General features: G+C 69.0%; 14 protein-coding genes. 8 read left to right on the top strand and 6 right to left on the bottom strand.

From position 1 onward, the window contains the following. Window positions 1–9: 9 nt before the first annotated feature. From M2352_RS13410 to M2352_RS13400, 3 genes are all read right to left on the bottom strand, one after another. Complete coding sequence (locus M2352_RS13410) at window positions 10–1,074, bottom strand: alpha-E domain-containing protein (protein ID WP_264664977.1); 1,065 nt, start codon at window positions 1,072–1,074, stop codon at window positions 10–12. Beyond that, window positions 1,071–2,453, bottom strand: a complete 1,383-nt coding sequence (locus M2352_RS13405; RefSeq protein ID WP_264665364.1) for a circularly permuted type 2 ATP-grasp protein — start codon at window positions 2,451–2,453, stop codon at window positions 1,071–1,073. The genes M2352_RS13410 and M2352_RS13405 overlap by 4 nt, the downstream gene beginning before the upstream one ends. Window positions 2,454–2,764: 311 nt before the next feature. Further along, on the bottom strand, window positions 2,765–3,850 hold the full coding sequence (locus tag M2352_RS13400) for a flagellar motor protein MotB (protein WP_264664976.1): 1,086 nt from the start codon (window positions 3,848–3,850) through the stop codon (window positions 2,765–2,767). Between the two features lie 191 nt (window positions 3,851–4,041). Between M2352_RS13400 and M2352_RS13395 the strand changes: the two genes are divergently transcribed. Beyond that, on the top strand, window positions 4,042–4,560 hold the full coding sequence (locus tag M2352_RS13395) for a flavin reductase family protein (RefSeq protein ID WP_264664975.1): 519 nt from the start codon (window positions 4,042–4,044) through the stop codon (window positions 4,558–4,560). On the opposite strand, the gene M2352_RS13390 is transcribed toward M2352_RS13395, so the two are convergent. Continuing rightward, on the bottom strand, window positions 4,542–5,408 hold the full coding sequence (locus M2352_RS13390; RefSeq protein WP_264664974.1) for a metal-dependent hydrolase: 867 nt from the start codon (window positions 5,406–5,408) through the stop codon (window positions 4,542–4,544). The two genes, M2352_RS13395 and M2352_RS13390, sit on opposite strands and share 19 nt — an antisense overlap. Window positions 5,409–5,500: 92 nt before the next feature. Here M2352_RS13390 and M2352_RS13385 point away from each other — a divergent pair, with 92 nt between their 5' ends. Then, on the top strand, window positions 5,501–6,130 hold the full coding sequence (locus M2352_RS13385; RefSeq protein WP_264664973.1) for a TetR/AcrR family transcriptional regulator: 630 nt from the start codon (window positions 5,501–5,503) through the stop codon (window positions 6,128–6,130). Window positions 6,131–6,137: 7 nt separating this feature from the next. On the opposite strand, the gene M2352_RS13380 is transcribed toward M2352_RS13385, so the two are convergent. Continuing rightward, window positions 6,138–7,346 (bottom strand): threonine ammonia-lyase, encoded by a 1,209-nt coding sequence (locus tag M2352_RS13380; RefSeq protein WP_264664972.1) that lies wholly within the window; start codon window positions 7,344–7,346, stop codon window positions 6,138–6,140. Window positions 7,347–7,402: 56 nt separating this feature from the next. Next, window positions 7,403–9,805 (bottom strand): penicillin acylase family protein, encoded by a 2,403-nt coding sequence (locus M2352_RS13375; protein WP_264664971.1) that lies wholly within the window; start codon window positions 9,803–9,805, stop codon window positions 7,403–7,405. Between the two features lie 198 nt (window positions 9,806–10,003). On the opposite strand from M2352_RS13375, the gene M2352_RS13370 reads away from it, so the two are divergent. The 6 genes from M2352_RS13370 to M2352_RS13345 all read left to right on the top strand — a co-directional run bounded on the left by M2352_RS13370 (window position 10,004) and on the right by M2352_RS13345 (window position 15,869). After that, a complete protein-coding gene (locus M2352_RS13370; RefSeq protein WP_264664970.1) occupies window positions 10,004–11,032 on the top strand; it encodes a peptidoglycan-binding domain-containing protein in 1,029 nt (342 codons plus the stop codon). A gap of 66 nt (window positions 11,033–11,098) precedes the next feature. Further along, window positions 11,099–11,902: a lytic transglycosylase domain-containing protein gene (locus tag M2352_RS13365; protein WP_264664969.1), complete on the top strand. Its 804-nt coding sequence runs from the start codon at window positions 11,099–11,101 to the stop codon at window positions 11,900–11,902. A gap of 36 nt (window positions 11,903–11,938) precedes the next feature. Then, window positions 11,939–12,787 carry an alpha/beta fold hydrolase gene (locus tag M2352_RS13360; protein WP_264664968.1) on the top strand — a complete coding sequence of 283 codons (849 nt, stop codon included), beginning with the start codon at window positions 11,939–11,941 and terminating at the stop codon, window positions 12,785–12,787. A 51-nt stretch (window positions 12,788–12,838) separates the two neighbouring features. Further along, window positions 12,839–13,711 carry a 16S rRNA (adenine(1518)-N(6)/adenine(1519)-N(6))-dimethyltransferase RsmA gene (gene rsmA / locus M2352_RS13355; RefSeq protein ID WP_264664967.1) on the top strand — a complete coding sequence of 291 codons (873 nt, stop codon included), beginning with the start codon at window positions 12,839–12,841 and terminating at the stop codon, window positions 13,709–13,711. A gap of 246 nt (window positions 13,712–13,957) precedes the next feature. After that, window positions 13,958–14,521, top strand: a complete 564-nt coding sequence (locus tag M2352_RS13350; RefSeq protein ID WP_264664966.1) for a flagellar basal body-associated FliL family protein — start codon at window positions 13,958–13,960, stop codon at window positions 14,519–14,521. A 79-nt stretch (window positions 14,522–14,600) separates the two neighbouring features. Next, a complete protein-coding gene (locus tag M2352_RS13345; protein ID WP_264664965.1) occupies window positions 14,601–15,869 on the top strand; it encodes a glycosyltransferase family 4 protein in 1,269 nt (422 codons plus the stop codon). The last annotated feature ends 23 nt before the right edge of the window (window positions 15,870–15,892 follow it).

The following is a 15,892-nucleotide window of genomic DNA, read 5'->3' as shown; positions in this document are numbered from 1 at the left end:
GGGTGGCGGTTACGGAACGGCGGCTTGCGTCTGGCTTTGACCCTGGCCGTCACCCTGGCTTTGGCTCTGCCCGCCGCTCTGGGACGTGGCCGGAGCCTCAACCGCGGGCGGGGCCGGCGGCTCAAGACCGAAGAACGCTTGCCCGATCTCGCTGGTGATCAGGATAAGCTGTCTTTGCACCCAATCCAAATAATCATGCAAGCCTTCGCGGATCACCGCCTCGATCGGGCGGCTCAGGAGCGCGCCCAGCAGCTCGTCAACCGATTCCATGGCCGCCGCCCCGCGGCGCAGCGAATAGCGCGAGCGCAGCCGGGTCAGGAACCCGTCGATCTGGCGCACGCACATGACGACCGACCGCGGGAACCCCTCGTTGAACAGCATGAAGCCGGCGACGGTGGCGGGGCTCATGCCGCGGGGGTAGACGCGGCGGAAGGCGTGATAACCCGCCGCCGAGCGCAGCACCGTGCACCATTGCGACACGTCCAGGGTGGACCCGTCGGGGGGGGCGTCGCCCACCGTGGGGACCAGCGTGTGATACTTGATGTCCAGCAGGCGGGTGGTCTGGTCCGCCCGCTCGATGTACTTGCCCATCTGGTAGAAGTACCAGCCCTGGTCGCGGTAGAAGGTGCCCTCGGTGATCCCGGTGTGGGTCTGGCACTCCTCCTTGATCCAGGCGCAGATGCGGCCCAGCCCGCGCGCGGTCACGTCCTTGGGCTTCAATTCCAGAAGCTTGTTGTAGAAGACATTGATCTGCGTCCACATCTCGGTGGAGATCCACGGGCGCAGGATGCGGGCGTTTTCCCGTGCCGCCCGGATCATGGACGTCAGCGAACTGGTGTTCTGCGGGTCCAGCACGTAGAATTGGATCACCGTTTCGGCGGTCGCCTCGCTGTGGCGTTCGAAGAACGCCGTCTCGTCGGCGTAGAGCTGGACGATGGACAGCCAGTTGATGTCGCCCTTGCTGTCGCGGGCGAAGGTTTCCTGAACGTCCAGAATGCGGGCCAAATTCTCGGCCCGCTCCATGTAGCGGGCCATCCAGAAAATGCACTCGGCGTAACGGGCAAGCAGGTTCACGCGCGATCCTCCAGCACCCAGGTGTCCTTCGAGCCGCCGCCCTGGGACGAGTTCACGATCAGCGTACCCCGTTTCAGCGCCACCCGCGTCAGCCCGCCGGGCAGCACCCAGGTCTTGGACCCGGTGATGGCGAAGGGGCGCAGGTCCACGTGGCGCGGCTCGATGTCGCCGTCCACCATGGTCGGGCACACCGACAGGTCCACCACCGGCTGGCTGATGTAGTTGGCCGGGTCGGCCAGCAGCTTGGTGCGGCAGTCCTCCAGCTCGGCCTTGCTGGCGCGCGGGCCGATGGTGATGCCGTAGCCGCCGGCCTCGCCCACCGGCTTGACCACCAGCTCGTCCAGATGGTCCAGCGTGTATTGCAGCGCGTCGGGTTCGCGGCAGATGCGGGTATCCACGTTGGGGATGATCGGATCCTGGTCAAGATAGTACTTGATCATCCGCGGGACGTAGCAATAGACCGCCTTGTCGTCGGCCACCCCGGTGCCGATGGCATTCGCCAGCGCCACGTTGCCCTTGCGGTACGCATCGAAGATGCCGGGCACGCCCAAGAGGCTGTCGGGGTTGAACGCGCGGGGGTCGAGGAAATCGTCGCCGATGCGGCGGTAGATGGAATGCACCGGGGCCAGGCCGTCGGTGGTCTTCATGTAGACCCGGTCGTTCTCCACCACCAGATCGCGCCCCTCCACCAGCGGCACGCCCATCTCGCGGGCCAGGAAGATGTGCTCGAAATAGGCGGAGTTGTAGGCGCCGGGCGACAGCAGCGCGCCCTGGGGATCGTCGCCGGCCGAGGCGGGGGCGATTTCGTACAGCGCCTCCAACAGCTTGTGGCCGTAGTTGTCCACCGGGCGGATGCCGATCCCCTGCATCAGGTCGGGGAAGATCCGCTGCATCATGTGGCGGTTTTCCACCACATACGACACCCCCGACGGCACGCGCCCGTTGTCTTCCAGCACGCGGAAGGTGCCGTGGCGGTCGCGCACCAGATCCACGCCCATGATGTGGATGTAGGTGTTGTGGGGGATGTCCAGCCCCACCATCTGGGGGCGGAAATTGGGGTTGCCCAGCACCAGTTCGGGCGGGATGATCCCGTCCTTCAGGATCTTCTGGTCGTGATAGATGTCGTGCAGGAACAGGTTCAGGGTGGCGACGCGCTGCTGCACGCCGGCGTCCAGATGCGCCCATTCCTGGGCCGAGATCACCCGCGGGATGATGTCGAACGGCAGAATGCGGTCAACCGCATCCTTTTCCGAATAGACGAGGAAGGTGATGCCGAGGTTGTACAGCTCCCTTTCCACATCGGCGGCGCGCCGCCTGAGATCGTCGAAGTCGATGGCCGCCAGCCGCTCCCGGATCAGGGCCGTGTGGGCGGCCTCCATCCCCGGCTTGCCGAACAGTTCATCGAAATAAACGCCGGAGTCATAAGATGACAAAAGATCAACCGCTTTAGTCCCGGTCACGCTCGGCGACTCCTCCGCTCAATTTGCTCGACGAGGGGGATAGAAAGGGCTGTCCGCGCCCGGTGCGAGCACTAAAGGGATTATGATCCAATTCCGGCGGCTTTGAACAGGGCCAAACCGCCGGCTGCGTGTGCAACGGCGAAAAGGCTCTCGTTCTGCTTACACTTTGGGCAAATGCCTGTTGTTTAACAGGGGGCCGTTTTTGTGTTTTTCGGAAACAATCGCCCCGGTCAGTTGGACGGGGCAACACCGTCGCGCAGCAGAATCATGCTGATCCGGCGGTTGCGGGGGGAATTGGGCTGGTCGGGCACCAGCAGGTCGCGGTCGGCCCGGCCCACCACGTCCTGGATGCGGCTTTCGGGGATGCCGCCGGCAATCAGCGCCCGGCGGGTGGCGTTGGCCCGTTCCGACGACAGATCCCAGTTGTCGCGCCCGCCGCCGTTGGTAAACGGTGTGGAATCCGTGTGGCCGCTGATGGACAGGCGGTTGGGCAGCTTCGACAGCGCCTTGGCGAGCTGCCCCATCAGGGCGCGTGTCGGGCCGTACATCTGGGCCGATCCGCCGGGGAACATGCTGATGCGGTCCTGGTCCACGATCTGGATGCGCAGACCGTCGGGCGTCTGGTCGATCATCAGGCTCTGGGCCAGCGGCTCCAGTTCGGGGATGGACTGGATGGCCTGCCGGATCTCGCTGGCGGCCTGCTGGAACTGCTGCGCCTCGGTCTTCTGGATCTGCAGGGTCTGGGACGCCTCGTTCAGCCGCTCGGCGAAATCCGACAGCTTTTCGCCCATCTTCTGGCCGGGAACGCCCAGTTGCTTGGCCATCTGCTCCAGCCGCTGCTGGTACTCAAGGCGGTTTTCGTTGGGGCGCTGGCTGGCCGGATCCTTGGGCGTGTCCGCCGGGCCCTGGCCCGTCAGCTCGCTGTTGCCGCTGCGCTGGGTGCTGGCCAGCGCGTCGGGATCGGGGTTCTCGCTCTCCTCCGCCTGCTGGCCCGGCGGGCCGGAGGAGGGTACGTCCGCCGACACCGGCGACGAGGATGAAATCTGCGCGCCCGGCGCCGTGATGGTCTGGCCGCCCAGAATGCCGCCGGACCCGGAGGTCTCGCGGCTGACGCTGACGGGGGCGAAATAGTCGGCGATGCCCTTGCGCTGGTCCGACGTGGTGACGTTCAGCAGCCACAGCAGCAGGAAGAACGCCATCATGGCGGTCACGAAATCGGCGTAGGCCACCTTCCACGCGCCGCCGTGATGGCCGCCGTGCCCGCCCTTCTTCTTCTTGATGATGATCGGCTGTTCGCCGCCGGCGGAATTGGACATGGCGGAACCGGGACACGGACCAAGGGAAAACGGCGGGGAAAAGACGCCCCGACCATCGCCATTTTTTATTAAGATCCCTTTAACGCTATGCCGGGTGCGGCGGCGTGCCCACGCCGGAGGGCTTGCGTTGAGCGTGCCGGTGGGTTAATCCCGGACAGCCCATTTTTTCATCACACACAGCACAGGCGATCATGAGCGCTGCCCCTGAAACCCCCGCCGTCCCCCCCGCCCCGGCCATCGACTCGCGGGCGTTCCGCAACGCGCTGGGCAGCTTCGCCACCGGCATCACGGTGATGACCGCCATGGGGGCCGACGGCGTGCCGGTGGGGATCACGGTCAATTCCTTCTCCTCGCTGTCGCTGGATCCGCCGCTGGTGCTGTTCTGCGTGGCGCGTTCGTCGCAGTCGCTGGCGGCTTTCTCCAGCGCGCCGGGCTTTGCGGTGAACGTTCTGGCCGACGACCAGCAGGAGCTGTCGGTGCGCTTCTCCCGCCGCGACCTGCAGGACCGCTGGGGCGGGCTGGCCGTGGACACCTGGGACACCGGCGCGCCGATCCTGAAGGGCTGCCTGGCGGTGCTGGAGTGCGACCGCCACGACCTGCTGGACGGTGGCGACCACGTGATCGTGGTGGGCCGCGTCCGCCGTCTTGAATCCCGCGCCGACGGCCGCCCGCTGCTGTACTTCCGCGGCGCCTACGCCACGGTGGGGTGAGCCGGCGCCCGGTCCCCGTCCCGATCCGGGCCGGAACCGGGGACCAGGCGGTAATGACGGCTGTTCCGTTCCAGCCAGCGCTGGGCCGCGGCACCGCCGCCGGGCCGGTGCGGGGTGAAGCCGGGGCGGAACCACGCCAGCCACGCCGGAACCAGTGCGGGAAACAGGCCGCCGCGCCCGAACAGGAAGCGGGCGGCCTCTCCCGCGGTCTTCCAGCGCCACAGGGCGCCGGATCGCCACAGGTTGACCACGGTCTGCACCGTGGTGTCGGTGAGCAGAAGCAGGGTGACGTACAGCATCCACAGCACCCGCCGCAGATAGCCGCCGCCCATGGCCCGGTAGACGTCGAAGGCGACGGCCTGATGCTCGCATTCCTCCGCCGCGTGCCACAGGAAGAGGGTGCGGACGTCCTCCGCCGCGCCGTCCAGCCAGGATGCGTCGGTCAGCACGGCGTTGCCCAGCACGGCGGTAAAATGCTCGTACGCGACGGTGATGGCCAGCTTGCTGCGGGTGTCGAAACGCTCGCCCAGGCGGATGCGCCACGCGATCAGCGGTTCCACAATGTTGCGCAGCCCCTGGGCGTGCAGCCGGGTGTTGAAGCGGCGGTGCAGCGCCGAATGAATGGCTTCCTGCCGGATGAAAAGCGGCACGTCCTCGGCCGGTCCATGAAAGGCCGGATGTTTTTCCGCTTCCATCAAGCTGTCGATGAAGTATTTCTCGCCAACGGGAAACATCATGGACAAGGCATTGAAGACCTGTGTCCGTACGGCATTGCCGCCGTTCCATTGAGAGGGCAGGTTCATCCGCTCGATGTCGATGGAAAGCTTTCGGATCTTCAGGTTTGACATGACCATTCCTTCCGTCTGGACTTTCCAACCATAGCCCGGCATCCTGGCGGGGAAAACTCGCTTTCCCCGTTCGTGCCCCCAGGGTGCCGGTCATGGATCAACCCATTGAAACCATGCGTAAAGTTCCGCGCCAACGGCGGGCGTGGCAGACCATCACGGCGATTTTCGAAGCCACCGCTCAGATTCTCGGGCGCGACGGGGAAGGGGGGCTGAACACCAACCGCGTGGCCGAGCGGGCGGGCGTGTCCATCGGCACGCTGTACCAGTACTTTCCCGACATGGATTCGGTCATCCTGACCATGATCGGCCTGGAACAGCGGCGGGTCGTCCGCGAACTCGACGGCATCCTGGCCGGCGCCGAGATGGACGGCGGCGATCCGGCGGTGCATCTGCGCCGCTTCGTGCGTCACCTGATCCTGTCGTTCGGCACCGCCCCGCCGGGCGGACGGGCGTTGTTGAGGCGCGCGTGGCTGATGGACCACACGCCCGAGGTCATCGCCATGACGCGGGACACGGCGGCGCGCATCCACACCGCTCTGGAACGCCGCGCCCACCCGTCCTTTCCCACCCCGGACCCGGCGGTCCTGTTCGTGGTGACCCGCGCCGTTCTGGGCGCCATCCGCGCCGCGGTGCTGGAGGATTCCCCTCTGCCGGGTACGCCCGCCTTTGAGGACGCGCTGGTCGCCCTGGCGGCATCGCTGCTCGGCCCCGTGCGGGGGTGAGATCCCCTCAGCTCACCTCGCTCATCAGTTCGGTGGGGAAATCGGCGGCCTGGAGGCGTTCGATCAGGGTGTGGGCGTGGGCGTGGCCGCGGGTTTCCAGGATCACGTCGATTTCCGCCATCTTCACCGGCACGTCGTGGAACAGGCGCTGGTGGTGGATCTCCACGATGTTGGCGCCGCCATCGCCCAGGATGCGGGTGATGCGGGCCAGGGCGCCGGGCATGTCGTTCAGCCCGATGCGCAGGCGGATGATCCGCCCCTCCTGCACCAGACCGCGCACCAGCACCTGCGACAGCAGGCGGGCGTCGATGTTGCCGCCCGACACCACCAGACCCACGCGCTTGCCGGCGAAACGGTCCCGGTTGCTCAGCACCGCGGCCAGCGCCGCCGCCCCGGCCCCCTCCGCCACCAGCTTCTGCACGGTGGCGAGGCGGTAGACGGCCCCCTCCAGCGCCGGTTCGTCCACCAGCAGCACCTCGTCCACCAACGCTGCGATCATGGCGCGGGTCAGGGCACCGGGGGCCTTCACCGCGATGCCCTCGGCCAGGGTGACGCCGCCGCAGGTCACCGGCTCCCCCGCCAGCGCCTGCTTCATGGAGGGGTAGAGCGCGCACTGCACGCCAAGGATGGTCAGGCGCGGGTTCAGCGTGCGGGCCGCCGCCGCCATGCCGGCCATCAGCCCGCCGCCGCCGATCGGCACCACCAGCACGTCCAGATCCGGCACCGCCTCCAGAAACTCCAGCGCCGCCGTGCCCTGGCCGGCGACGATCAGGGGATCGTCGTAGGGGTGGACGAAGGCCAACCCCTCTTCCTGCGCCAGGGTGGCGGCGAAGCTCTGGGCATCGCTCAGGGTTTCCCCGTGCAGCACCACCCGCGCGCCCAGCGCCTCGGTCCGTTCCACCTTGGTGAAGGGGGTGAAGGCCGGCATGACGATGGTGGAGCGGATGCCCAGCCGCGTGGCGTGGCAGGCCACGGCCTGGGCATGGTTGCCCGCCGACATGGCGATGACGCCGGCCCGCCGCCCGTCCTCGGGCAGCATCAGCAGTTTGTTGAGCGCGCCCCGCTCCTTGAACGATCCGGTGGCCTGCTGGCTTTCCAGCTTCAGGAACAGGCGGCACCCCGCCTCGTCCGACAGGCGGGGGGCGGCCACGGCGGGGGTGGCGGCGATGTGTCCGGCCAGCCGGGCGGCGGCGGCGCGGATGTCGTCGATCGTCACGAACCTGGGGGCAGGGGCGGGGCCTGGGGCAGGGACGGGGGCAGGGGGGAAGGAGGTCACGGTGATGGTCCTGCGGGGATGGGGTGGAGCGTCAGGCGGGCGGCGGGCGTGGGTTCCGGCGGCATTTCGACGAAGCCGCCGTCCCGCCAACGGTGCACCAGATTGCCCCAGTATGGCGATAGGGGATTTCCCGATTGTCCGGTGGCGATGATGAAGCGCGAACGGTCCAGATCCGCCAGATCATAGACCGCCCGCAAGCCCGCCCCATGGACCTGGGCGAAGGGGGCGCCGGGGTTGGACAGGGTGTGGGAACCGCGGTTCACCGTGTCGTTGCCGCCGTCGGCGGGCAGCGACAGGTCGAACAGGCGCCCGATACCGGGGATCAGCGACAAAAGCCGGTGCGACAGCACCGCCCGGTGGGCATCCCCCCAACGCCACCCGGCGGGGTCGCCGCCGTAGCCGGCAGCCAGCCCGTCCAGCGCCCGTTCCAGGCTGGCCGACAGGACGGCGGCACAGGCATCATCCGCCGGGCCGCAGCCACCGCCGGAGCCGGCGGTCAGGGCGTCCTGCACCAGCCGGGCGCTCTCCCACAGCCCCTCGGTGAACAGGGGGCCGAGGTCTTGGGCGAACAGCGTCCGCGACAGCTCCCGCTGCCACGCGGCGAAGATCAGCGGCTCGGGCCGGGTGCGGTCCATGCGGCGGTCCCAGCCCGTCAGCAGGGCGACGGCCCGTTCCGCCCGCGGGCTGGCCGGGGTTACCGCCAGCATCAGCGGCAGCAGGTCGCCGGCGGCGGTGGACACGGCATCCATCTGCTGCGCCGTCACGCCGTCAAGGGTGAAGGGGCCGCCGCCGTCCAGCATGGCGGCGATCCGGCGCGCGCGCAGCGGCTCCGGCCATTCGGCGGCGATCAGGTGGGGATAGTCCGGGCCGACCACGGCGTTGTTGGCGTTGACCAGCCGGCCCGACGGCGGGTTTTCCACCTGCGGCAGTTCGTCGAACGGGATCATGCCGGTCCAGTCGTAGTCCCCGGTCCAGCCGGGCACCGGCAGCCGCCCGTCGCCCCGGCGGCGCACCGGCACCCACCCCGGCGCGATCAGCCCGATGGTGTCGTCGGTGGTGGCATAGGCCACGTTCTGCTGCGGCGACTGGTGCAGGGCCAGGGCGGCGCGCACCTCCGCCCCTGTGCCGGCGCGGTTCAGCCGGTGCAGCGCCTCCACCGAGGTGTCCGCCGCGCCCAACCCGGTGAAGGCCAGGGCCAGCACATCCCCGGCGCCGGCCAGATCACCACCCTCCAGATCCGACAGCACCGGGCCGTGGCGCGTCTCCCGCACCGTGATGGTCTCGGACGGGGCGCCGGACACGGCGATGGTCTCGGTGCGGGTGACGAACGGCGCGCTGCCGCCGGGGGTGAGGTAGCGGGACGGGTCGGCGGGGTCCACCCGCTCGACGAACAGATCCTGGGTGTCGCTGTAGGTCATGGTGAACCCCCACGCCAGCCGCCCGTTGTGGCCCAGCAGGTGGAAGGGCATCCCCGGCGCCGTCGCCCCGGCCAGGCTGAGGCCCGGCGCGTCGATGCGCGCCAGATACCACAGGATCGGCGCCTCCAGCTCCAGATGGGGATCGTTGGCCAGGATCGGCTTGCCGGTGGCGGTGAGGCGCCCGTCCAGCACCCATTCGTTGGAGGCCAGCCCCAGCCCCGGCGGTTCCGGCGGCAGGGCCGCGGCCAGGGCCGCCAGCCGGTCCGGCCCGATCCCCTCCAAGGCACCGTCCGGGGCACCGTCCAGCGCGGCCAGCGTGGTGGGCGCGCCGGGGCGGGGCGGGGGGAACAGTGCCTCCACCCGGCCCGGCGGCAGGCGGGCCAGCAGGCGGGCGCGGTGGATCTCCGACCGGTAGTTGGTGGACAGGCGCAGCGCCATCACCTTGGCCCACACCACGCTGTCGGCGGGGCGCCACGGCTCGGGCGTCAGGCGCAGAAGCTGGAATTCCAGCGGCAGCGCCTCCCGCCGGTGGGCGAGGTAGGCATTGACCCCGGCGGCATAGGCATCCAGGGCCGCACGGGTGCCGGGGGACAGGGCGGACAGGCTGGCCTCGGCCCGGCGGTACAGGCCCAGCGTGCGCATCAGCCGGTCGGTGCGCAGCAGAAAGGGCTGGCCGCCCAGCGCCTCGCTCAGCCGTCCGGCCCCGGCGCGGCGGGCCATCTCCATCTGCCACAGCCGGTCCTGGGCGTGGAGATAGCCCAGTGCGGCATAGGCGTCGCGGGGGCTGGCGGCGCGGATGTGGGGGATGCCGTCGGCGTCGCGGATCACCGTCACCGGCTGTTCCAGGCCGGGCAGGGCGGCGTCGCCCCCCGGAGCGGGCACCTGCCAGCGCAGCCACCCCCACGCCGCCCCGGCGGCCAGCAGCGGAAGCCCGACCGCCGCCGCCGCGGCCCACCCCAGCACCCGCCGGATTCCGGCCATGATGTCCCCGCCCGTCGTTACCGTCAAAAGATGGGAAGCGGGGGGCGGGGGCGGCAAGGGCGGCGTGGCGGTCAAATGGAATACAAATGAATGTCAAAGAATGACCATGTAAAGTCACGCCAATGAATGCTCTTGCCAAACACCAAGAGCTTGTCCACTCCATGGCGCCATCAAACAGCCGTGGGCGTGGGGGAAACGATGGTGATTCTTAAGGTGGGGTCTTCGGGTGATCAGGTGGAGCAGGTGCAGCGGTTTCTGGCCGACCCCGCGCGCCAGCTTTATTCCGGTGCCATCGACGGCATGTTCGGCAACGGCACCCGCACGGCGGTGATCGCCTTTCAGACCGCCGCCGGGCTGATCGCGGACGGCATCGTGGGGCCGTTGACGTGGAGGCTCATGTTCCCCTCTGCCACCGCTGCCACCACCGCTGCCACCACCGCTGCCACCACTGCTGCCACCACTGCTGCCACCACCACGGCCACAGCCGGCACGCCGGCGGTGGGGCAATCGCTGGCGTGGCGGTGCCTGTCGCTCACCGGCTCCATCGAAACCGGTCTGCCGGTGCCCGGCTGCTTCGGCGGCCTGTCGGGCAATTTCGACGGTCAGGGCATCAGCTATGGCGCCATCCAGTGGGCACTGGGACAGGGCACGCTGGCCCCGCTGTTCCAAAAGCTGTGCACCCAGAACGCCGATGTGGTGTCGGCGGTGTTCGGCACCAACGCCGCCGTCTTCACCCAGACCTTCACCCAGGCGTCCCACGCGGACCAGATGACCTGGGCCATCGGCATCCAGACCAACAATCAGGTGCAGGAGCCGTGGAAGACCCAGTTCAAGACCCTGGGCACCAAGGCCGAATGCCAGGCGCTGCAGATCGCCATGGCGCAGGACCGTTACAACAGCGCGCTGTCCCTGTGCCGCACCTATGGTCTGGTGTCGGAACGGGCGGTGGCGCTGATGTTCGACATCATGGTGCAGAACGGCGGCATCTCCGGCACCGTGCAGGCGCAGATCGAAAGCGACTTCGCCGCCCTGGGCGCCACCGCCGACGAAACGCCCAAGCTGGAGATCGTCGCCCGCCGCCGGGCCGCCGCCTGCAATCCCAAATGGGAGAATGACGTGCTGTCCCGCAAGATGATGATCGCCCAGGGGCAGGGCACGGTTCACGGCGCCAAATACGATCTTGCCGCCCAGTATGGCATCACCCTGAATCGCGCCGAAGGGTTGTAACTCTTGCCGTCCCCCGATTGCCGGCGGCATGGTTGGCGGCGGAGCAGGCAATCGGGTGATCGAATCGTGGGTTTGGTGCGTGCGTTGAGACGGATGGCGGCGGTGGCGCTGCCGCTGGTTCTGCTGGCCGCCGGGGGGCGGGGGGCGCAGGCGGGTGCCGTCCGCGACACCTTCCTGGCCCAGTGCGAGGCGGCGGAACGCGGCAACGCCGAGGCGGCGTACAACGTCGCCCGCCGCTTCATGTTCGGGCGCGGCGTGGTGCGTGACCAGCGCGCCGGTCTGGCATGGCTGCGCGCCGCCGCCACCCGCGGGCACAAGGAAGCGCAGCGGCTGGTGGCCTATGTCCCCGGCCGCATGGGCCACATCCGCCCCTGGTGCCGTCCGGGAGGGGCGCCGGCCCGCGGGCTGGCCCCGCCCCCGGCGGAGGTGGTGAAGATGGTCAAGGCCATGGCCCCCACCTATGGCCTGGATCCCCAGCTCGTGCTGGCGGTGATCCAGGTGGAAAGCGCGTTCCGCACCGACGCGGTGTCGCCCAAGGAGGCCGCCGGGCTGATGCAGCTCATCCCCGAAACCGCGGAGCGGTTCGCCGTGCGCGACGTTTTCGACCCGCAGGAGAACATCCGCGGCGGCATGAAGTACCTGCGCTGGCTGCTGGCCTATTTCCGCGGCGACGTCACGCTGGCGCTGGCCGGGTACAACGCGGGCGAGGGGGCGGTGGACCGTCACCGCGGCGTGCCGCCCTATGCCGAAACGCAGTCCTATGTTCAGCTTGTCCGCCGGCTTTACCCGCAAACGCTTCACCCCTACGATCCCGGTGTCACCAGTCCCAGCCCGCGCATCGCCGCCCAGACCGCGGAGGCCGGGCGCTGAGGAGCGAACCGTAAGAGGAAGGGGAGAACGCCGCCCATGCCCATGACCCAACGCACCGTCGCCTGTCTCAGCCCCGCCGGGTTCCACCCCATGGCCTATACCCAGTGGGGGCGGGAGGGGGCGGAGCGCACGGTGGTCTGCGTGCACGGGCTGACCCGCAACGGGCGCGATTTCGACCATCTGGCCCTGGCGCTCAGCGGCGGCTGCCGCGTGGCCTGCCCCGACGTGGTGGGGCGGGGGCGCAGCGGCTGGCTGGCCGAGCCTGCGCTCTACGGCTATCCCCAGTACGTGGCCGACATGGCGGTTCTGCTGGCGCGGCTGAACGTGGACACGGTGGATTGGGTCGGCACCTCCATGGGCGGGCTGATCGGCATGATGGTGGCGGCCCAGCCGGGCAGCCCCATCCGCCGGCTGGTCATCAACGACGTCGGCCCCTTCGTGGCGCAGGAAGGGTTGCAGCGCATCGCCGATTACGTGGGCAAGGATCCCGTGTTCGAGGACATGGCGGCGGTGGAGGCCTATCTGCGCTTCGTGCTGATGGGATTCGGGCGGCTGACCGACCGGCAATGGCGGCACATGGCGGAAACCAGCGCCCGGCGTCTGCCCGACGGGCGCTTCGGCCTGGCCTATGACCCCGGCATCGCCGCGGTGTTCAAGGCCCAGCCCATCGGCCCGGTGGACCTGTGGCACCTGTGGGACCGCATCACCTGCCCCGTGCTGGTGATCCGCGGGGCCAAGTCCGACATCCTGACCGCCGAGACTGCCGAGGAGATGACCCGGCGCGGGCCGAAGGCACGGCTGGTCACCTTTGCCGGCGCCGGCCACGCACCCGCCCTGATGGACGAGGAGCAGATCGCCGCCGTCCGCGCCTTTCTGGAGGAATAGAAAGGTCGAATGGGATGACGGGGCGGCGGCTTTGCGGCTATAAACCGCCCCATGACCGCTGATACCCCCGCCGATGCCCCCGCCACCCCGCCCGCCTTCGACCCCTTCGCCCTGCCGCCCCTGCGGGAGGTGATCGCCCGGCACGGCCTGGGCGCGCGCAAGGCGCTGGGGCAGAACTTCCTGCTCGACCTCAACCTGACGGGGCGCATCGTGCGCGGGGCGGCCATCGCCCCCGGCACCTCGGTGGTGGAGGTGGGGCCGGGGCCGGGGGGGCTGACCCGCGCCATCCTGGCATCCCCCGCCGCCCGGCTGGTGGCGGTGGAACGCGACACCCGCTTCATCGAGGCGCTGGGCGACGTGGTGGCGGCGGCGGCGGGCCGGCTGTCCATCGTCGAGGCCGACGCGCTGACCGTGGACCCGGTGGATCTGGTGCCCGCCCCCCGCGCCATCGTCGCCAACCTGCCGTACAACGTGGCGACCCCGCTGCTGATCGGCTGGCTGAAGCGGATCGAGGACTATGCCAGCCTGACCCTGATGTTCCAGAAGGAGGTGGCCGACCGGCTGCTGGCCCGTCCGGGCAGCAAGAGCTATGGCCGGCTGTCGGTCATCACCAACTGGCGCGCGGAGGTGCAGCCGCTGCTGACCCTGCCGCCGCAGGCATTCACCCCGCCGCCCAAGGTGGAATCCACCGTCGTGCGCCTGACCCCCCGCGCCAACCCGGAGCCGGCGGACTGGCGCACCATGGAGGCGGTGACCGCCGCCGCCTTCGGCCAGCGGCGCAAGATGCTGCGCCAGAGCCTGAAGGCGCTGGGCAACGCCGAAGCCCTGCTGGCCGCCGCCGGCATCCCCCCCACCGCACGGGCGGAAGAGGTGGACGTGGCCGGTTTCGCCGCCCTGGCCCGCGCGGTGAAAGACGGAATTTAAAAAGGACAAATAAAGGGTATTGTTTCGATACCTTAGAAAAGGATCGGAACAGTATCAAAAGCCTTTATTTGACGGGCCGTGGGGAACGGCCTAACCTTTCCCCCAGAGCAGCCGGGCTGCGGGGGAATGATGAAGGCGGCAATACTTCTTGTGGGAGGGTCCGGGGAGGCGGAGGTCAGCGCACCGCCGCGTGAACCCGCGCCCGTTTCCCCCGCCGCCGCCCCTCCGGGCGAGGCGGTGCAGCCCGTGCCGGAGACCCCCGGCACCGCCGCCGCCCCGGTTCCGCCGCCACCGGTCCCGTTCCCCCCACGCCCGCTGCCGTCGGCCCGCCTGCGCGCCGAGCGGGAGGTGCCGCCCCCGGCGCTTCCGGCGGAACGGTCGCCGCTGCGGCTCATCCTGATGCTGGTGGCGGCGCTGGCGTGTCTGGCCGGGCTGGGGTGGGGGACGGCCACCGTGTTCGGCATCGGCCCGGTCAAGCCGTCGCGGGGCATCAGTCAGGCGGCGGCGGGCCACATCTATGTGAAGATGCCGGCCATGGAATTCGCCATGCCCGACGGGCTGCGGTTCCGCCAGCTTCGGGTGCGGCTGGTGCTGGAAATGCCGGGGGATGTGGACCGCGACCTCATCGCATCCTATGTGCCGCGCATCGCCAACACGGTGTCGTCCCGCATGGCCGACGTGGGCGCCGACGACCTGAACGGGGCGGAAGGGGTGACGGTGGTCAAGAGCGTGGTCGCCCATGCCGCCAATCAGGAGCTGCGTCCCTTGCGCGTGCGCAAGGTGCTGGTGCAGGAAATGCTGCTGCGCTGACCCGCCCGGCCCTGTATGCCGTGGAGCGCTTGGTTTTCGCCGCCACAACCACTTTATTTAGAAAGATGGTTCATCGCCCGTGGCGTCCCGTACCGGGATGTTCCAGGCCGTCAGCGTGGTGTGGGAATCCGTGAAAGCTGTCTTCATCCATCAGAACATGCCGGGCCAGTACAAGCATCTGGCCGCCGCCCTTGCCGCCGATCCGGCCAATCAGGTGGTGTTCATCACCAAGCGGGGCGACCGGCCCCTGCCGAACGTCCGGCGCATGATCTATGCCACCCGCAAGACGGACGCCAAGCCCCACCTGTACCTGCGCTCCACCCAGGAGGCCGTGTATCACGGGCAGGAGGTGGCGAAGATGCTGCTGACGCTGAAGAACGGCGGCTTCGTCCCCGACGTCATCGCCGGCCATCCGGGATGGGGGGAGACCCTGTTCGTCAAGGACGTCTTCCCCCGTACCCCCTATCTCAACTATTGCGAATATTATTACCGGCCCGAGGGGCAGGATTTCGGCTTCGATCCGTCCTTTGCCCCCAGCCTCGATTCGCGTCTGGCCCTGCGCCTGCGTGCGACCCCGCTTCTGCACGCGCTGGAGGCGTGCGACCGCGGCATCGCTCCCACCCATTGGCAGCGCTCCACCCATCCGCCCGCGTTTCAGCCCAAGATCGCGGTGATCCACGAAGGCATCGACACCCGGCGGCTTCAGCCCGACCCGGCCGCCGCCGTGCCCCTGCCGGACGGGCGGGTTCTGCGTCCGGGGGACGAGGTGGTGACCTATGTGGCCCGCAACCTGGAGCCCTACCGCGGTTTCCCCACCTTCATGCGTGCGGTGCCGGCCATCTGCGCGGCGCGGCCCGGCGCCACCGTGCTGGTGGTGGGCGGCGACGAGGTGAGCTACGGCTCCCCGCCCAAAGATGCCAAGACCTGGCGGGAAGCCATGCTGAAGGAGGTGGAGGCCGACACCTCCCGCGTTCATTTCCTGGGCCATCTTCCCTATGAGCAGTATATGGCCGTGCTGTCGGTTTCCACGGTCCACGTCTATCTGACCTATCCCTTCGTGCTGTCATGGTCGATGCTGGAATCCATGGCCATGGGCTGCGCCATCGTCGCGTCCGACACGGCCCCCGTGCGGGAGGTGATCCGCGATGGGGAGAACGGGCTGCTGACCCCGTTCTTCGATCCCGCCGCCCTGGCTGCGCGGGTGGTGGATGTGCTGGCGGACCCGCGTGCCTTCGACGCGATCCGTTCTGCGGCGCGAAAGACGGCCCAAGACGGCTATGAACTGCAATCCTGTTTGCAGCAGAACATCGGGCTTCTGCACCGCATGGTGGAGGAGGGCGCGCGGTAAACGCTTCACAATCGTATGCGCCG

This window comes from Azospirillum fermentarium (assembly GCF_025961205.1).
Lineage (GTDB): Bacteria > Pseudomonadota > Alphaproteobacteria > Azospirillales > Azospirillaceae > Azospirillum > Azospirillum fermentarium.
This window is presented reverse-complemented; position numbering and strand designations above follow the sequence as displayed.

Excerpts from the sequence above, each read along its gene's own strand:
- M2352_RS13405 (WP_264665364.1), bottom strand. The coding sequence starts at position 2,453 with ATGGAGGCCGCCCACACGGCCCTGATCCGGGAGCGGCTGGCGGCCATC.
- M2352_RS13400 (WP_264664976.1), bottom strand. The coding sequence starts at position 3,850 with ATGTCCAATTCCGCCGGCGGCGAACAGCCGATCATCATCAAGAAGAAG.
- M2352_RS13395 (WP_264664975.1), top strand. The coding sequence starts at position 4,042 with ATGAGCGCTGCCCCTGAAACCCCCGCCGTCCCCCCCGCCCCGGCCATC.
- M2352_RS13390 (WP_264664974.1), bottom strand. The coding sequence starts at position 5,408 with ATGTCAAACCTGAAGATCCGAAAGCTTTCCATCGACATCGAGCGGATG.
- M2352_RS13385 (WP_264664973.1), top strand. The coding sequence starts at position 5,501 with ATGGATCAACCCATTGAAACCATGCGTAAAGTTCCGCGCCAACGGCGG.
- M2352_RS13375 (WP_264664971.1), bottom strand. The coding sequence starts at position 9,805 with ATGGCCGGAATCCGGCGGGTGCTGGGGTGGGCCGCGGCGGCGGCGGTC.
- M2352_RS13370 (WP_264664970.1), top strand. The coding sequence starts at position 10,004 with ATGGTGATTCTTAAGGTGGGGTCTTCGGGTGATCAGGTGGAGCAGGTG.
- M2352_RS13360 (WP_264664968.1), top strand. The coding sequence starts at position 11,939 with ATGCCCATGACCCAACGCACCGTCGCCTGTCTCAGCCCCGCCGGGTTC.
- rsmA (WP_264664967.1), top strand. The coding sequence starts at position 12,839 with ATGACCGCTGATACCCCCGCCGATGCCCCCGCCACCCCGCCCGCCTTC.